This is a genomic window from Micromonospora sp. NPDC005197, from assembly GCF_040608295.1.
Taxonomy (GTDB): Bacteria; Actinomycetota; Actinomycetes; order Mycobacteriales; family Micromonosporaceae; genus Micromonospora.
Window position 1 is genome coordinate 22077 of sequence record NZ_JBEXHY010000001.1, and the last position, 16015, is coordinate 38091.

Here is a 16015-nt window from a genome sequence, read left to right on the forward strand (position 1 = left end):
TCATGATCAACCGGGTGGCGAGGGGCCGGCAGCGAGGGTCGGGTTAGTCGCCGGTGGGGGTTTCTGCGGCTGTTCGTAGGTTGGGGCCGCTTGCGGGTTCGGCGATGCCGCCGAGAGACTCGGCGAAGGCCGGGTCGGTGGCGGTCTCCGCCGCCACCGCCGGCTGGTCGGCCGGCATGACCTGGGGCATCGTGGGTACGGCGATAACCGCCGTGCCGTACGCGCAGATCTCCATCCACATCTCACCGCAGTCCCGGCTGTCGAAGCGCATGCCGATCACGGCGTTCGCGCCGAGCCGCAGGGCCTCCTCGCCGAGGCGGGTCACGGAGTCGGTACGCCAGCGGGTCAGGTTGTCCGGCGCCATCGGGTCGTACGCGCCACCGCGCAGATTCTTGACACCCTCGCGGTACGGGTTGCGCGTCCTGGCCATCGATGACACCACCTCACCGAGAATCTGGCGGATCTCGTAGCCGGGCAGTTGCTCTGTCGTCACGACCAGCACGGTTCCGATGCTGTCAGGAGTTGCGCGACCCGATCGGGTGCCGTGTTCACCTGATCGGATGCTGCAAAACGACGCGGCGCGGACGGTCGGCACGCCGGCGACCATCCGCGCCGCGCGGGCGCTAACGGTCAGACACCGGCCACCGAGGTGATCCAGGCCCGGTTGTACGCGACACTGCCGTAGTTCTGGATGGAGGAGCCGTCGGCCGTGGAGGCCACACCGACCTGCTGGCCGTTGTAGAACTGCGGCCCGCCCGAGTCGCCCCGCCAGGCGTTGCCGTTGATCCGGCTGCTGCGGATCGCCTGCCCGCCGTACGCGTCGGTGGCGCTGTTGCTGGTCACCTGGACGGTGGCGGTCTTGAGCTGGCTGGAGGCGTCGCACCCGCTGTAGCAGGTCATGCCCCACCCGTAGATCGAGTTGGTCGAGCCGACGGGCGGGTTGCTGCTGGCCAGGGACACCGCCGAGGTGCTGACGGTGCTGGAGAGCCGCATGAGGGCCAGGTCGTTACGGGTGTAGGTGGCGCTGACGGTACGGGTGACCCCGCCCGAGGCGCGGTAGACGCTGCCGACCCGGACCGACATCGTGCCGCTGATGCAGTGTCGGGCGGTGAGCACCCACTGCGCGGCGATCACGCTGCCCGAGCAGGTGAACGAGCCGTTGCTCAGCACGGCGGCGGCCCAGGGGGCGGACGACACGGTGCCGCCGCCGATGATGGGTTGGGGGCCGGCCGGGGCGGCGGACGCGCCGGACGCGGCGGCGAGGGCGCCGACCAGCGCGGTGCTGATCAGGGCGAGCAGGGGACGAACGCGCATCGGTGGACTCCTTGGAGGGGCTGGGGCCCGGGGTCGCCGGGTGCCCGGTGGCGACAGCGGGAGATCCCCGCCGCCGCTGGCATCGAGTGATGTCTATGTAATGTAGGGCCGACGAGCATCGTTTTCAAGAAGCTTATCGAGATCAACGAATGTAACGATTCGGCTACCCAGCGCGCCGTATATGCCCTGCTGGGGCCGCCTGTCCCGCCCCGCCGGCCGCACCCGCTGCCGGTTATGTGGATCACTGCCTGAACTGCGCCCGGCCGGTGCGTCCGCGACGGTATCTGCCAGGTACGCTGGCTGCGCTCGCCCGTTGTGGGTCGGCACCCAACTGCGTACACAGTCAGGAGTGCCCAGTGCCTCGCGTCGTCGTCGACGTCATGCTCAAGCCCGAGATCCTCGATCCGCAGGGCCAGGCCGTCGCAAACGCGCTGCCCCGGCTCGGCGTCAGCGACGTCGCCTCAGTGCGGATCGGCCGGCGCATCGAGATCGACTTCACCGGTGAACCGGACCTGGACCGGGCCCGGGAGATCGCCGACAAGCTGCTCGCCAACCCGGTCATCGAGGACTTCACCGTCCGCCTGGTCGAGACCGACGAGACCGCGGACGCCCGCTCGTGACCGCCCGGGTCGGTGTGGTCACCTTCCCCGGCTCGCTCGACGACGGGGATGCCGCCCGCGCCGTCCGGATCGCCGGCGCCGAGCCGGTCCGGCTCTGGCACGGTGACCCGGACCTGCATGGTGTGGACGCGGTCGTGCTGCCCGGCGGCTTCTCCTACGGTGACTACCTGCGCTGCGGCGCCATCGCCCGGTTCGCCCCGGTGATGGAGACGCTCGTGGACGCCGCCCGGGGTGGCCTGCCGGTGCTCGGCATCTGCAACGGCTTCCAGATCCTCTGCGAGGCGCACCTGCTGCCCGGCGCGCTCACCCGCAACCAGCACCTGCACTTCCGTAACCGGGACCAGGTCCTGCGCGTCGAGTCGGCCGGCACGGCGTGGACCAACGCGTTCCAGCCCGGCCAGGAGATCCTCATCCCGGTGAAGAACGGCGAGGGCTGCTACGTCGCCGACACCGCGACGCTGGACCAGCTCGAAGCCGAGGGGCGGGTCGTCGCGCGCTACGTCGGCGGCAACCCCAACGGGTCGCTGCGCGACATCGCGGCCATCACGAACTCCGCCGGCAACGTTGTCGGCATCATGCCGCACCCCGAGCACGCGGTGGAGGCGCTCACCGGCCCCTCGCTGGACGGCCTGGGCTTCTTCACCTCGGTCCTCAAGCACCTGGTGGGGGCGCCCGCGTGAACGCGAGGAGTCGGTCAGGCGGGCACGAGCGCAGCGAGGAGAGGTCATGACCACCCATCCGGACCCGGTACGGGACACTCCGGAGGCGTACTCCGCCCCGGCGCAGCCGACCGAGCCGCTGGCGCAGCCCGCCGCTCCGTCCCAGCCGGCGACCGCCGACTGGACCGACGGCGTGGACACCGTGCCGCGCGCCGGTGGCACGCCGGGCGAGTTGCAGCCGTACACCGAGCTGGGTCTGCGCGACGACGAGTACGACCGGATCCGGCAGATCCTCGGCCGTCGACCCACGCAGTCCGAGCTGGCGATGTACTCGATCATGTGGAGCGAGCACTGCTCCTACAAGTCGAGCAAGGTGCACCTGCGCCAGTTCGGTGAGAAGGCCCCGCACAGCGACCGCCTGCTCGCCGGCATCGGCGAGAACGCCGGCGTGGTGCAGGTCTCCGACGAGCTGGCGGTGACCTTCAAGGTCGAGTCGCACAACCACCCGAGCTTCGTCGAGCCGTACCAGGGCGCGGCGACCGGCGTCGGCGGCATCGTCCGGGACATCCTCGCCATGGGTGCCCGCCCGATCGCGGTCATGGATCCGCTGCGCTTCGGTGCCGCGGACCACCCGGACACCGCTCGGGTGCTCACCGGCGTGGTCGCCGGCGTGGGTGGCTACGGCAACTGCCTCGGCCTGCCCAACATCGGCGGCGAGCTGGTCTTCGACCCGTCCTACCAGGGCAACCCGCTGCTCAACGCGCTTTGCCTGGGCGTACTGCCGGTCGACCGGCTGCAGAACAAGGCCGCCGCGGGCCCCGGCAACGTCGTGGTGCTGATGGGTGCCAAGACCGGCCGGGACGGCATCGGCGGCGTGTCGGTGCTGGCCAGCGCCACCTTCGACGAGGGCAGCGAGGCCCGTCGCCCGGCCGTGCAGGTCGGCGACCCGTTCACCGAGAAGCTGCTGATCGAGGCGTGCCTGGAGCTGTACGACGGCCAGCTGGTCGTCGGCATCCAGGACCTCGGTGGCGCCGGCCTGACCTGCGCGCTCACCGAGACCGCCGCCGCTGCCGGCACCGGCATGCGGGTCTGGCTGGAGCGGGTGCCGCTGCGGGAGCCCTCGATGGACCCGCACGAGATCCTGGCCAGCGAGTCGCAGGAGCGGATGCTGCTGGTCGTCGAGCCGGACAAGCTCGACGCCGTGCTCAAGACCGCCGAGAAGTGGGGCGTGCTCGCCACCGCGATCGGTGAGGTGACCGCGCCCGAGCCGGACGGCCGGCCCGGCCGACTGCTGATCACCTGGCAGGATCACCTGGTCGTCGACGTGCCGCCGGGTTCGCTCGTCGACGACGGCCCGGTGTATGCCCGACCGATGCGGGAGCCGGCCGACCTGATCCTGCTCCAGGCCGACCGGGCCGAGACGCTGCCCCGCCCGGCCGACCCGGAGGCGCTGCGGGAGACCGTGCTGCGCATGATCGCGTCGCCCAACCTGGCCGACAAGACCTGGGTCACCGAGCAGTACGACCGCTACGTGCTGGGCAACACCGTGCTCGCGCAGCCGGAGGACGGCGGCGTGATCCGGATCGACGAGCGGACCGGGCTCGGTGTGGCGCTGTCGGTGGACGGCAACGGCCGGTACGCCCGGCTCGACCCGTACAACGGCACCAAGCTGGCCCTGGCCGAGGCGTACCGGAACGTGGCGGTGACCGGCGCGACGCCGATAGCCGTCACCAACTGCCTCAACTTCGGCTCTCCGGAGGACCCGGGCGTGATGTGGCAGTTCGCCGAGGCCGTGCGCGGCCTGGCGGACGGCTGCCTGGAGCTGGGCATCCCGGTCACCGGTGGCAACGTCAGCTTCTACAACCAGACCGGCGCGGCGGCCATCCACCCGACCCCGGTGGTCGGTGTGCTGGGTGTGCTGGACAACGTGGCCGACCGGGTGCCGATGGGCTTCGTCCCGCGTCCCGGCGGCGACCACGACCAGCTCTACCTGCTCGGCGAGACGAATGTGGAGCTGTCCGGCTCGGAGTGGGCCTGGGTGACGCACGAGCACCTCGGCGGCATCCCGCCGCAGGTCGACCTGCTTCGCGAGAAGGCGCTGGCCGACCTGCTGGCCGAGGCGGCCCGGGTGGGTCACCTCAGTTCGGCGCACGACCTGTCCGACGGTGGCCTCGCCCAGAGCCTGGTCGAGTCCTGCCTGCGGCGTGGCGTCGGCGCACGGATCGCCGTGCCCGAGCAGTTCGCCGACGGTTCGATGCCGTTCGTCTACCTGTTCAGCGAGTCCGCCACGCGGGCGCTGGTGTCGGTGCCGCGTGGCCACGACAAGGCGTTCGCGGCGCTCTGCGCCGAGCGGGGGGTGCCGTTCGAGCTGATCGGCGTCACCGACCCGACCGGCGGTGCGCTGGAGGTGCACGGCCAGTTCCGGATCGGTCTGGACGAGCTGCGCGCCGCGCACACCGAGACCCTGCCGCGCCTCTTCGGCGGCGCTGCGGCCGTCGACGTGCCCGCGCCGGCCGCCGGCGTGGCGGGCGCGGTCGAGGCCGTGCCGCTGCCGGGTGCCCCGGCCGAGCCGGTGGACGCGTCGGAGGTGCTCTCCGAGCCGATCGCCTCGGCCGGTCCGTCCCCGCAGACCGGAGCTGTCGACCCGGTCGGGTCGGAGCAGCCGGGCGAATCGTCCGAGTCTGACTCCGGTGCCGCCGAGCCGTCGCCTGACGAGCGCTGAGGCGTTGACGGCGGCCGTCTACGGCCAGCCCGGGTCGGGTGCCCGCTTCGACTGGGGCCTGACCGGGGCGGCCGAACTCGGCCGCGTCTGCGCGGCGCTGGTGGTGGTGGACGTCCTCTCGTTCACCACCGCCGTCGAGGTGGCGGTCGCCCGGGGCATGCGGGTGCACCCGTTCCCGTGGGGCGAGCAGGCCGCCGAGTACGCGGTGCGGGTCGGCGCGGTCGCGGCGGTGGGCCGTCGCCGGGTGACAGCCGACCATCCGTGGTCGCTCTCACCCGCCGCGTTGAGCGCCGCGCCCGTCGTGGCGGACCTGGTGCTGCCCTCACCGAACGGCTCCGCGATCAGCGCGGCCGCCAGCGCCACCGGGCTGCCGGTGGTCGCGGCGTGCCTGCGCAACGCCCGCGCCGTCGGGCGTTGGCTGCGCCGCCAGGGGTACGGCACGACGGACGCCCCCATCGGCGTCGTCGCCTCGGGTGAGCGGTGGCCGGACGGGTCGCTACGACCGTCGGTCGAGGACCAGCTCGGCGCGGCGAGCGTGCTGGACGCCCTGTCCGGTGTGCCGGGTGGCCTCTCCGTGGAGGCGGCCATGGCGCTCGCCGCGCTGGCCAGCACTCCGGACGTGCCCGCCGCGGTGCGCGGCAGCGTGTCCGGTCGGGAGTTGACCGAGGGCGGCTTCGGCGCCGACGTCGACGTCGCGGTCCGGGTGGGCGTGTCGGACGTCGTACCGGTTCTCCGCCAGGGCGTGTTCTCCGCCGCCTGACCGTCGCGGGTCGCCGGCCCGCTCGCGCCGCGCCCACATCCGCGTCCCGCCGCGCCCGCGCCCGTCCGGTGCCGGGCGTGATCAACTCGGTTTCCGGGAAGTCGGTGTGTCGAGGTAACGCGGACAGCCCGCCTTCCTGGAAGACGAGTTGATCACGCTGGAGGACCGGGCGACCAGCGCCCGCAACGGAACGGCCGCCCGGAGATCCGGGCGGCCGTTCTGCCGTGCTGCGGTGCCGTGGTGCTGGTCAGTCGTCCAGCCAGTCGAGGCGTCGGCCGCCCCGCTCGGTGGGCGGCGGCCCGTCCGGCCGGGCCCGGCCACCCTGCTGTTGGCCGTAGCCGGCCTGGTCGTAGCCCCGGTCGTCGTAGGCGCCGCGTTGCTGCGGGGCTTCCTTGCCGTAGCCGCCCTGGTCGTACCCGCCGCCCTGCTGCTGGCCGTAGCCGGCCTGGTCGTAGCCCCGGTCGTCGTAGGCGCCGCGTTGCTGCGGGGCCTCCTGGCCGTAGCCGCCCTGGTCGTACCCGCCGCCCTGCTGCTGGCCGTAACCGCCCTGGTCGTACGCGCTGGTCTGCTGGCCGTAGCCGCCAGCCGGCTCCGCCGCGCGACCGCCGCCGTACGGGGCCGTCGGATCGGGCTGGCCGTAGCCCGGATCCTGCTCCGGCTGGTAGACGCCGGTGGCGTACGGGTCGGCCGGAGCCGGGTACTGGGTGCTGTCACCGGTGTAGCGGCCGGTCGGCTCGTCGAAACGCTCGCCGTAGCCCGCCCCACCGGCGGGAGCGGGCGGATAGCCCGCGCCACCGGCCGGGGCGGTGTAGTCACGGCTGCCGTAGCCGCCACCCGGGGCGGCAGCGCCGCCGTAGCCCGCGCCCGAGCCGGGTGCGGCACCGTAGGGGTCCCCCGCCGGGCCGGCGCCGTAGCCGCCCTCCGGCGTTGCCGCCGTGCCGTAGCCGCCGCCCGAGGACGGCGCGTTGCCGTAGCCACCGGCGCCGTAGCCGCCCGGAGCGGGCTCGTCGCCGTAGCCGGTGCCGCCCCAGCCCTGCTGGCCCGCCGCGCCGTAGGGCTGCGCTGGCGCTCCGTACGGGTCCGGCGGGACGTCGTCGACCACCGGGCGGTGCATCATCGTCGGCGCCTCGCTCAGCGCCGCGCCGCCGACCATGGTCGGGTCGGGACCGCCACCGGCGCGGTTGACCACCCGGGTCTGGTCGTCAGTCCCGTGGAAGGCGCCCCGGGCCGCCGGCACGGCGCCAGCCGCGCCAGCGGTCGCCGGCTCGTCATCGTCGTCGCCGTTCTCGCGGCGCTTCATCCAGAGCAGCACGATCGTGCCGACGCCGGCCGCGACCAGCAGGCCGCCGAGCAGGATGATCAGGTACGACCCGAAGCCGCCGCCGTCGTCCTCGTTGGCGGCGTTCGCCGGGGCGCCCGGGCTGGCCGCCTCGGACGGCTGCTCCTCGCCATCCTCCTCGGTCGCCTCCTCGGTGGGGAGGGCCTCGGCGGTGGCGGACGGCGTGGCGCTGGGCGTCACCTCGACCTTGATCTCCAGGCTGATCCGCTGGCCGGTGATGGACTGCCCGGCACTCGCGGTGAAGTTCTTGAACGCCTTGATGTTGTCGGAGGACGCACCGAGGTCGATACGCCCGGGAGCGATCGGAGCGGAGGTGCTTCCGGTGAAGCGGAAGTTGCCGCTGCCGTCGCTCAGGGCGTCGTAGCGGTGACCGGCGCTGTCCTGCAGGACGACGAAGGCATTCGGCACCGCGGTGTTGTCGGCCTTCTTGACCACCTTGCCGGACACCGACTTCACGGTCTGCGTCTGCTGCGGCGTCGGCGGAGCCGCGGCCTTGCCCTTCACGGTCAGCGCGACCGTGGCGGTGTCCGGGCCGGAGTCGGCCTCGACGGCCACCGTGACGGTGGCGGTCGCGTCGCCGGCGTTGTCGTTGGCGGCGATCCTGACCAGCACCGACTTGGCCTGCGGGTTGCCCAGGCCGGGGAAGTCGACGTCGCCGCAGCCGCTGGCGCAGCTGACGCCGGACGGCAGGCCGGAGAGACTGATCTTGGCCTTCCGGTCGTTGTCACCGGGAGTGACGCGCACGGTGATCGTGGCGTCGCTTCCGGCGTTCACGGTGACCGAGCCGGGGGAGACGTCGACCTCTGCGGCCAGGGCTGGTGTGGCGGGGACGGCGAGCAGAGCGCCGGCAACCAGCGCTACGACCACACCGGCCCGCTGCTTCCAGGCACGTCGGTGTGTTGACACGTCCACCGCCTTCCGGGCTGACTTCCCTTGACCGGCGGGGCGCCGGGCCGGGGATCATCACGGTACGAATACGCCGTCGGCCACTATGCCTTGTCTGACTGGATCGGCGCGACCCAGGGCCAGCGTCGAGTGCTTCACCTGTGCGTCGTATCGTCCCGTCGTGTCCTCTCCGCACAGTAAGTCCGCCGCCGTGGCGGCGGCTTTGTCGGCGCTTGACGAGGGTCGTACGCCCGAACGGCCGGTACTCCGGGAGGCGGTCCGGTCCTTGTTGGCCGTCCTCGCGGAGCGCGCCCCCGGCCGATCGGTGGAGGTGCGCGTCCCACCATACGGTGCGATCCAGTGCGTTCCCGGTCCTCGACACACCAGGGGAAACCCGCCGAACGTGGTCGAGATGTCCCCGCAGACCTGGTTGGGGCTGGCCACCGGCCGGATCGCGTGGGCCGAAGCGGTCACCGATGGTCGCGTTCAGGTGAGTGGCATCCGGGCGGACCTCTCGGCGTACCTGCCCCTCTAGCTGGGCGGATGTCCGAGTGATCGTGACTCTCGGCAGGGAAATCGTGACTATCTGTATCGACGGCGACTCGCGTACACTGTCAGGCGACGACAGTGGTCCCGGCCGAGGAGTGTGGATCCGCACCGTGATCCCCGCCAGGCCGGTCCAGACCAGCATGAGGGAGCGGTAGTGCCCCGAGGCGACGGCCGGCTGAGCCACGACCTTGACCCCCAACGACCCGGCCCCCAGGACGCCTGCGGCGTCTTCGGTGTCTGGGCCCCCGGTGAAGAGGTCGCCAACCTGACCTACTTCGGCCTCTACGCCCTGCAGCACCGTGGCCAGGAGGCCGCAGGCATCGCGGTGAGCGATGGCTCGGGCGTGGTGGTCTACAAGGATCTCGGCCTGGTGGCCCAGGTCTTCGACGAGCCCACCCTGGCCAGCCTGCGCGGCCACCTGGCGATCGGCCACGCCCGTTACTCCACGACCGGCGCCTCCAACTGGGAGAACGCCCAACCGACCATCCGGTCGACAAGTTCCGGCACGACCATCGCGCTGGCCCACAACGGCAACCTGGTCAACACCGCCGAGCTGGAGAAGGAGGTCGCCGAGCGCGGCCTGGTCGCGGACGGCTCGACCAACGACACCTCGCTGGTGACCATGCTGCTGGCCAGCCATCCGGACCTGTCCGTCGAGGCGGCCGCGCTCGAGGTGCTGCCGCAGCTGCGCGGGGCGTTCAGCTTCGTCTTCATGGACGAGTCGACGTTGTACGCGGCCCGCGACCCGCACGGCGTGCGCCCGCTGGTGCTCGGCCGGCTGGAGCGTGGCTGGGTGGTGGCGAGCGAGACCGCCGCGCTGGACATCGTCGGCGCCAGCGTGGTGCGCGAGGTCGAGCCCGGTGAGCTGATCGCGATCGACGAGGAGGGGCTGCGCTCCACCCGGTTCGCGTCGCCGGAGCCGAAGGGCTGCCTCTTCGAGTACGTCTACATCGCCCGCCCGGACGCCACCATCGCCGGGCGCAACGTGCACGCGGCGCGGGTGCAGATCGGTCGTCAGCTGGCCAAGGAGCACCCGGTGGAGGCCGACCTGGTCATCCCGGTGCCCGAGTCCGGCACGCCGGCCGCGATCGGTTACGCGGAGGCGTCCGGCATCACCTACGGCGCGGGCCTCATGAAGAACCCGTACGTGGGCCGCACCTTCATCCAGCCGTCGCAGACCCTGCGCCAGCTGGGCATCCGGCTCAAGCTCAACCCCCTGCGGCAGAACGTCCGCGGCAAGCGGCTGGTGGTCGTGGACGACTCGATCGTGCGCGGCAACACGCAGCGGGCCATCGTGCGGATGCTGCGCGAGGCGGGGGCGCTGGAGGTGCACGTCCGGATCTCCTCCCCGCCGGTCAGCTGGCCGTGCTTCTACGGCATCGACTTCGCCACTCGGGCGGAGCTGCTGGCCAACGGGTTGGACAACGACGGCATCCGGCGTTCCATCGGCGCCGACACGCTGGGTTACGTCTCGCTTCCTGGCCTGATCGCCGCGACCGAGCAGCCGAAGACCCGGCTGTGTCGGGCGTGTTTCGATGGGGAGTACCCGATCGAGCTGCCGGCCGGCAACCTGATCGGCAAGCACGTCCTCGAAGGGGTGGGCCGCCGGGTCGCCAACGCGACGCCGGAAGCCCCGGACAGCTTCGGCCCGCTCGTCGCCACTCCGGGTGGCGTGACCGCAAACCGCCCGTAGCACCAACCGGCGCGGCCCGGCCACCGCCGGCGCGGCACCGAGAACCACAAAGGGGAGAACCGTGACGCACGTGTCCGAGCGCAGCGGCGCAGGAAGCAGCCCGACCGGCGCTGGCGGCGACCACCAGCCGTGGACGGGCGGTGCTGGCCGTCAGGCCCGTAAACGCTCGGTCTCGTACGCCGACGCCGGGGTCTCCATCGACGCGGGTGACCGCGCGGTGGAGCTGCTCAAGTCGAAGGTGCGCCAGACCCGTCGCCCCGAGGTGCTGGGTGACCTCGGCGGCTTCGCCGGCCTGTTCCGGCTGGACACGAAGAAGTACAAGAGCCCGATCCTGGCCTCCTCGACCGACGGTGTGGGCACCAAGCTGGTGATCGCCCAGCAGATGGACATCCACGACACGGTCGGCATCGACCTGGTCGCGATGGTCGTCGACGACCTGGTGGCCTGTGGCGCCGAGCCGCTGTTCCTGCTCGACTACATCGCCACCGGCGAGGTCGTTCCGGACAAGGTGGCCGAGATCGGCGCGGGCATCGCCGACGGCTGCCGGTACGCGGGCTGCGCGCTGCTGGGCGGGGAGACCGCCGAACACCCCGGCGTGCTGCGCCCGGACGAGTACGACATCTCCGCCACCGGCGTGGGCGTGGTCGAGGAAGCCGACATCCTCAGCCCCGAGCGGGTCGAGGTGGGCGACGTGGTGATCGCGATGCGCTCCTCCGGCCTGCACTCCAACGGCTACTCCCTGGTCCGGCACGTGCTGCTGGGCGCGGCCCGGATGCGTCTGGACATCGTGATCGACGATTTCGGTCGGCAGCGGACCCTGGGTGAGGAGCTGCTTACCCCGACCAAGATCTACGCCAAGGACTGCCTCAAGCTGATCGCCGAGGCCGACGTGCGGGCGCTGTCCCACATCACCGGCGGCGGCATCCCCGGCAACCTGGTCCGGGTGCTGCCGGAGCACGTCGACGCGGTGGTCAACCGGTCCACCTGGAAGCCGCAGCCGATCTTCGACCTGATCCAGTCGAAGGGCCGGATCGACGACCACGACATGGAGTCGACCTTCAACATGGGTGTCGGCATGTTCGCGATCGTCTCGGCCGAGGACGCCGACCGTGCGCTGGCCACCCTGACCGGCCGTGGGGTCGAGGCGTGGCAGGCTGGCGAGATCATCGAGGGCACCGGCAACGTGCAGATGGTCGGTCAGCACACTCGCGGATGATCACGCTCCGGTGATCGTACGGGCACCTGATCAGGGCTTCACCCGAGTGGCCAGTGCCGCCTAGCCTGAAGGGCTCAGGCTGGGCGGAGGAGGGTGATGGCTGCGGGGGAACTGTCGTTCAGCGGGATGCGCGGTCTGGCCGCGGTCCCGTCGTACGTCGTCATGCAGCCGACGACCCTCTGCAACCTCGACTGTGCGTACTGCTACCTGCCGTTTCGGGCCGCTGACCGGCGGATGTCGGTGCCGGTGGCCGAGGCGGTGGCAGCGGCGGTCAACCCGTGGGCGGCGGCCGGTCGCTTTTCCGTCGTGTGGCACGGCGGCGAGCCGCTGGCCGCCGGTCGGGAGCACCTGGCCGACCTGATCGCGCCCTTCGGGCCCGAGGTCGAGCACCACGTGCAGACGAACGCCACGCTGATCGACGACGAGTGGTGCGCGTTCTTCGCCCGGCACGAGGTGCGGGTGAGTGTGAGCGTGGACGGGCCCGCCGAACGCAATGGCGACCGGGTCAACCGTGGCGGTCAGCCGGCGTACGACCGGATCCTGCGCGGTGTGGCGGCGCTGCGCCGACACGGGCTGCCCTTCTCCGCGCTGGCCGTGGTGTCCCGGCCGGCGCCGGGGCTCGCCGCCGAGTTGTACGACTACTTCCTCGGGCTGGGCTGCGACGTGCTGGGCATCAACATCGAGGAGACCGAGGGCGTCAACACCCGCGACAACAGCCATGACGCGGCGGCGGTGACGGCGTTCTGGGCCGAGTTGGTTTCGGCCTGGCGCAAGGAGCCCCGGATCCACCTTCGCGAGGTCGAGTGGTCGCTGCGGTACGCGGCGGCGGTGCTCGACGGCGCGGCGGACGGCGTGTTGCCCCGTCGGTTGGACCCGATCCCGACCATCGGGCACGACGGCTCGGTGACCGTGCTCTCCCCGGAGCTGGCCGGGTTCACCGATCCGCACTACGGCGACTTCAGCAGCGGGAACGTGCTGGCCACTCCGTTGGCCCGGATCCTGACGGACGCGGCGTCGACGCCCTGGGTGGGCGAGTTCCTGGGGGGCGTGGAGGCGTGCCGGGCGTCCTGCCCGTACTTCGGCTTCTGCGGCGGCGGTCATGCCGCCAACCGTTACTTCGAGCTGGGGCGTTTTGACGGTACGGAGACCGAGCACTGCCGCAACAGCAAGATCCGCCTATTGGAGGGAGTGTTGGAGCATGCCCGAGACCACCAGTCACCGGCGGCCTGAGCGCGAAGCGGACGACGCCCCGGACGGAGTGACCAAGCGGGTGCGGGAGGCCGCCCCCGGGCTCGTCGCGCTGCTTCAGGAAGCCGAGGACGCGCGGCGGCTGCGGGCGGAGGTGTCGGGCGGAGACGGCGTCAGCGCGGTCTGCGCCTGGAACCACTTCGAGAACATCCCGACCTTCTACAACTGGAACAACCGCCCGCGCTGAGGCCGACCGTGATCAGGGGCCTGTCGGCCGGCCGGAGTGACCTCCGGCCAGGGCAGGCCCCTGATGATCGGCACCGGTCTCGCTCCCGATGGGCACATGCGTGAGCACGCGGGGGTCACCGCGTGCTCAGCTGCGTCGAGAGGTCAGCGGGTCGGTCGGACCCAGGGATCCGGGTCGTCGTCCGCGTGATTCTCATCATCGTCGTCGACGAACTCTTTCGAGTCGTCGTCGAAGTGGTGCTCAGACTTACCAGCACCCGCCAGTTCGCGCTGCAAGGCGGTGAGGTCGGTGTTCGGGGAGTGGTACTTCAACTCCCGGGCCACCTTCGTCTGCTTGGCCTTAGCACGGCCGCGCCCCATGGCTCGACCCCCTCGCACAGAATGCGGGGCAGCCCGAAGGCGGGCCCCGATGACGTCAGGCATCTCTCGTGGCTCTTACGGTACATGGGGATGCCATCGTTCGGCACCTCGGGTTACCGTCGGCCGGCTCTGCGCGTCGCGGCGATCCGGCCGTCACCCAGTGTACCTGGTAAGGAGCGGAACGAAGAGCACCCGTGACACCGGACAAAACACGCCAAACTTGACCCGGCCTCAGCTTACCGAGTCGGACCGGCGCGGGAGGCCCGGAGGCGGATCTCGGTCGATCCGCCTCCGCCTCCGGGAGGGGTCAGCGCAGGTGGATCGTGCGCAGCCGACCGACCTCGGCCATCCGCCGCTCGGCCAACCGGTCCGCGGCGACCGCCGGCGGCACGCCCTCGGCGTCCGCCAGGTGCAGGATCTCGCGGGTGGTGTCGTAGATCCGGGTGGCCCGCAGCTTCGCCCGCTCGAAGTTGAAGCCCTCGATCTCGTCGGCCACCTGGATCACGCCGCCGGCGTTGACCACGTAGTCCGGGGTGTAGAGGATGCCCCGGTCGGCCAGCAGCTTCTCGATGCCCGGGTGCGCGAGCTGGTTGTTCGCCGCCCCGGTCACCACCTTCGCGCGCAGCGCCGGCACCGTGTCGTCGTTCAGCGCGCCGCCCAGCGCGCACGGGGCGTACACGTCGATGTCCGCAGCGACCAGCGCGGTGGCGTCGTCCACCAGGGTGACCTGCGGGTGGTTCGCGCGCACCCAGGCCAGGGCCTTCGGGTTGACGTCGGTGGCGACCACCTCCGCGCCGTCCTCCAGCAGGTGCCCGGTCAGGTACTTGCCGACCTTGCCGAGGCCCGCCACGCCGACGCGCCGGCCACGCAGGCTCGGCGTGCTCCAGACGTGCTCGGCGGCGGCCCGCATCCCCTGGAAGACACCCCACGCGGTCAGGATCGAGGAGTCGCCGGCGCCGCCGTGCTCGACGCTGCGGCCGGTCACGTACCGGGTCTCGCGGGCGATGATGTCCATGTCGGCGACGTAGGTGCCGACGTCGCAAGCGGTGTAGTAGCGGCCGGCCAGCGACTCCACGAAGCGGCCGTACGCGCGCAGCAGCGCCTCGCTCTTGATCTGCTCCGGGTCGCCCCAGATGACGGCCTTGCCGCCGCCCAGGTCCAGCCCGGCGAGAGCATTCTTGTACGCCATCCCGCGGGACAGGTCGAGCACGTCGGCGAGCGCGTCGTCCTCGCTGTCGTAGGGGTAGAAGCGGGTGCCGCCGAGCGCGGGCCCCAGCGCGGTGGAGTAGATCCCGATGATCGCCTTCAGGCCGCTCTGTTTGTCCTGGCAGAAGACGACCTGTTCGTGACCGGTCGATACCGGGTCGTCGGTGCTCGCGAATACGCCCATGACTGGCTCCTACGGTGGTGTGCGTTCCTTGTGGGACGCGGACCTGGTGGACCCCGGCGGGGATGCTGCCGGTGCGGTCGAGCCTAGTATCGGCCGCCGAGCGGCCGCCCGACGTGCCGGCGTCATCTCACGTTGCGGCGCGCGTGGTCCGGCCGCTGGGCCCGTACGGGTGCGGTTCGTGGGAGGATCGCGCGGTGCCGTCGCTCTTCGCTTCTTACCTGCGCGTGTACGAGCCGCTGACCGCCTTCGACCGGGACCGGCAGAGCTACTGGCGCCGCTACGTCTCCGAAGGGCGGGCGGTCGCCCCGGTCGAGGGCCCCGGCCGCCAGCGGACGGCGGTGATCGAGGCGCTGGGCGCGGGCTGGACCCGGCTGCCCGACCTGCCCGAGGAGGCGTACGTCCTGGAGACGGACGACGGCCTGCTGGTCTGCCCCTGGAACCTGCGCATCCGGGTCGCCGAGGCGGCGCTCAACGCCCGGGACGGGGTGCCCTCGGTGCTCGCCGACGCGTTCGTGCCGCCGGTGCTCGCCGGGCAGGCCAGGGCGGTCGTCGACGACTGGCGCAGCGGCGCCCGGGTGCTGGAGCACGGTGTGCCCCGGGTGCACGAGCAGATCGCCACCTGGGGCGTGCCGCTGCGGTGGTTCGTGCTCTTCGACCCGGCGGAACGGGACCTGGTCACCAAACCGGGCCGGCGGGCACTGCGCTACCGGACGGAGATCTCCAAGGCCCGTCGCCGATCGTCGCGGGCGCTGTCGGTGCTGCGTAAGTCGGTGGGTGAGGCGCCGATCACCGAAGCGGTGGAGGAGGCGGCCCGCTGGCTGGAGGAGTTCCACCCGCGCTCAGTGGTGGAGCTGGACTACGGCGGCCTGGTCGCCCTGCTCTCCGACGAGACCCTCGCCGCGGACGACTCGCCGGAGCTGGTCGCCGGTGGCCTTGCCGGGCTGTCGCGCGGCGAGGCCGAGGAGGCGTCCGCCGCGTACGACAAATTGGTGGCCCGGTGGCGTGCCGTGCAGCTGCTGGAGCGGTGCAACTAGGGCATTTCACCCCAGAAGCGCTCCCAAGGCGAGGTGCGCT

Annotated in this window: 15 protein-coding genes; 10 read left to right on the top strand and 5 right to left on the bottom strand. The window is 71.9% G+C overall.

Features of this window, described 5'->3' with window-relative positions:
• Positions 1-43: 43 nt before the first annotated feature.
• Both ABZU46_RS00100 and ABZU46_RS00105 read right to left on the bottom strand, forming a co-directional pair.
• A complete protein-coding gene (locus ABZU46_RS00100; RefSeq protein ID WP_354853464.1) occupies positions 44-607 on the bottom strand; it encodes a YbjQ family protein in 564 nt (187 codons plus the stop codon).
• A 23-nt stretch (positions 608-630) separates the two neighbouring features.
• Positions 631-1314, bottom strand: a complete 684-nt coding sequence (locus tag ABZU46_RS00105) for a trypsin-like serine protease (RefSeq protein ID WP_354853466.1) — start codon at positions 1312-1314, stop codon at positions 631-633.
• A gap of 356 nt (positions 1315-1670) precedes the next feature.
• Here ABZU46_RS00105 and purS point away from each other — a divergent pair, with 356 nt between their 5' ends.
• From purS to ABZU46_RS00125, 4 genes are read left to right on the top strand one after another with little or no spacing between them, the layout of a single operon-like run.
• Complete coding sequence (gene purS, locus ABZU46_RS00110; protein WP_007454310.1) at positions 1671-1934, top strand: phosphoribosylformylglycinamidine synthase subunit PurS; 264 nt, start codon at positions 1671-1673, stop codon at positions 1932-1934.
• Positions 1931-2614, top strand: coding sequence for a phosphoribosylformylglycinamidine synthase subunit PurQ (gene purQ, locus ABZU46_RS00115; protein WP_266247815.1), 684 nt, complete (start codon positions 1931-1933; stop codon positions 2612-2614). The genes purS and purQ overlap by 4 nt, the downstream gene beginning before the upstream one ends.
• Positions 2615-2660: 46 nt before the next feature.
• Complete coding sequence (gene purL, locus ABZU46_RS00120; RefSeq protein ID WP_354853471.1) at positions 2661-5315, top strand: phosphoribosylformylglycinamidine synthase subunit PurL; 2655 nt, start codon at positions 2661-2663, stop codon at positions 5313-5315.
• 4 nt (positions 5316-5319) lie between these two features.
• Positions 5320-6075 carry a 2-phosphosulfolactate phosphatase gene (locus ABZU46_RS00125; RefSeq protein WP_354853897.1) on the top strand — a complete coding sequence of 252 codons (756 nt, stop codon included), beginning with the start codon at positions 5320-5322 and terminating at the stop codon, positions 6073-6075.
• Between the two features lie 247 nt (positions 6076-6322).
• Here ABZU46_RS00125 and ABZU46_RS00130 read toward each other — a convergent pair whose 3' ends face one another.
• A complete protein-coding gene (locus ABZU46_RS00130) occupies positions 6323-8320 on the bottom strand; it encodes a carboxypeptidase-like regulatory domain-containing protein (protein WP_354853474.1) in 1998 nt (665 codons plus the stop codon).
• Positions 8321-8510: 190 nt separating this feature from the next.
• Between ABZU46_RS00130 and ABZU46_RS00135 the strand changes: the two genes are divergently transcribed.
• The 5 genes from ABZU46_RS00135 to amcA all read left to right on the top strand — a co-directional run bounded on the left by ABZU46_RS00135 (position 8511) and on the right by amcA (position 13192).
• Entirely contained in the window at positions 8511-8834 is a 324-nt protein-coding gene (locus ABZU46_RS00135) for a sterol carrier family protein (protein WP_354853900.1), read from the top strand.
• A 168-nt stretch (positions 8835-9002) separates the two neighbouring features.
• Positions 9003-10541 carry an amidophosphoribosyltransferase gene (gene purF / locus ABZU46_RS00140; RefSeq protein ID WP_354853477.1) on the top strand — a complete coding sequence of 513 codons (1539 nt, stop codon included), beginning with the start codon at positions 9003-9005 and terminating at the stop codon, positions 10539-10541.
• A 61-nt stretch (positions 10542-10602) separates the two neighbouring features.
• On the top strand, positions 10603-11757 hold the full coding sequence (purM, locus tag ABZU46_RS00145; RefSeq protein WP_354853480.1) for a phosphoribosylformylglycinamidine cyclo-ligase: 1155 nt from the start codon (positions 10603-10605) through the stop codon (positions 11755-11757).
• 126 nt (positions 11758-11883) lie between these two features.
• Positions 11884-12987 (top strand): cyclophane-forming radical SAM peptide maturase AmcB, encoded by a 1104-nt coding sequence (gene amcB / locus ABZU46_RS00150; protein WP_354853903.1) that lies wholly within the window; start codon positions 11884-11886, stop codon positions 12985-12987.
• Positions 12956-13192 carry a multiple cyclophane-containing RiPP AmcA gene (amcA, locus tag ABZU46_RS00155; RefSeq protein WP_354853483.1) on the top strand — a complete coding sequence of 79 codons (237 nt, stop codon included), beginning with the start codon at positions 12956-12958 and terminating at the stop codon, positions 13190-13192. Before amcB ends, amcA begins: the two co-directional genes overlap by 32 nt.
• 143 nt (positions 13193-13335) lie before the next feature.
• Here amcA and ABZU46_RS00160 read toward each other — a convergent pair whose 3' ends face one another.
• Positions 13336-13551, bottom strand: a complete 216-nt coding sequence (locus tag ABZU46_RS00160; RefSeq protein ID WP_007454329.1) for a DUF3073 domain-containing protein — start codon at positions 13549-13551, stop codon at positions 13336-13338.
• A gap of 307 nt (positions 13552-13858) precedes the next feature.
• Positions 13859-14941 (bottom strand): Glu/Leu/Phe/Val dehydrogenase, encoded by a 1083-nt coding sequence (locus tag ABZU46_RS00165; protein WP_354853486.1) that lies wholly within the window; start codon positions 14939-14941, stop codon positions 13859-13861.
• 194 nt (positions 14942-15135) lie between these two features.
• On the opposite strand from ABZU46_RS00165, the gene ABZU46_RS00170 reads away from it, so the two are divergent.
• Positions 15136-15975, top strand: coding sequence for a hypothetical protein (locus ABZU46_RS00170; protein ID WP_354853489.1), 840 nt, complete (start codon positions 15136-15138; stop codon positions 15973-15975).
• The last annotated feature ends 40 nt before the right edge of the window (positions 15976-16015 follow it).

Bases quoted from the DNA above. Each gene is read 5' to 3' on its own strand.
- ABZU46_RS00100 (WP_354853464.1), bottom strand. From the start codon at position 607: ATGGTCGCCGGCGTGCCGACCGTCCGCGCCGCGTCGTTTTGCAGCATC.
- ABZU46_RS00105 (WP_354853466.1), bottom strand. From the start codon at position 1,314: ATGCGCGTTCGTCCCCTGCTCGCCCTGATCAGCACCGCGCTGGTCGGC.
- purL (WP_354853471.1), top strand. From the start codon at position 2,661: ATGACCACCCATCCGGACCCGGTACGGGACACTCCGGAGGCGTACTCC.
- amcB (WP_354853903.1), top strand. From the start codon at position 11,884: ATGCGCGGTCTGGCCGCGGTCCCGTCGTACGTCGTCATGCAGCCGACG.
- amcA (WP_354853483.1), top strand. From the start codon at position 12,956: ATGCCCGAGACCACCAGTCACCGGCGGCCTGAGCGCGAAGCGGACGAC.
- ABZU46_RS00160 (WP_007454329.1), bottom strand. From the start codon at position 13,551: ATGGGGCGCGGCCGTGCTAAGGCCAAGCAGACGAAGGTGGCCCGGGAG.
- ABZU46_RS00165 (WP_354853486.1), bottom strand. From the start codon at position 14,941: ATGGGCGTATTCGCGAGCACCGACGACCCGGTATCGACCGGTCACGAA.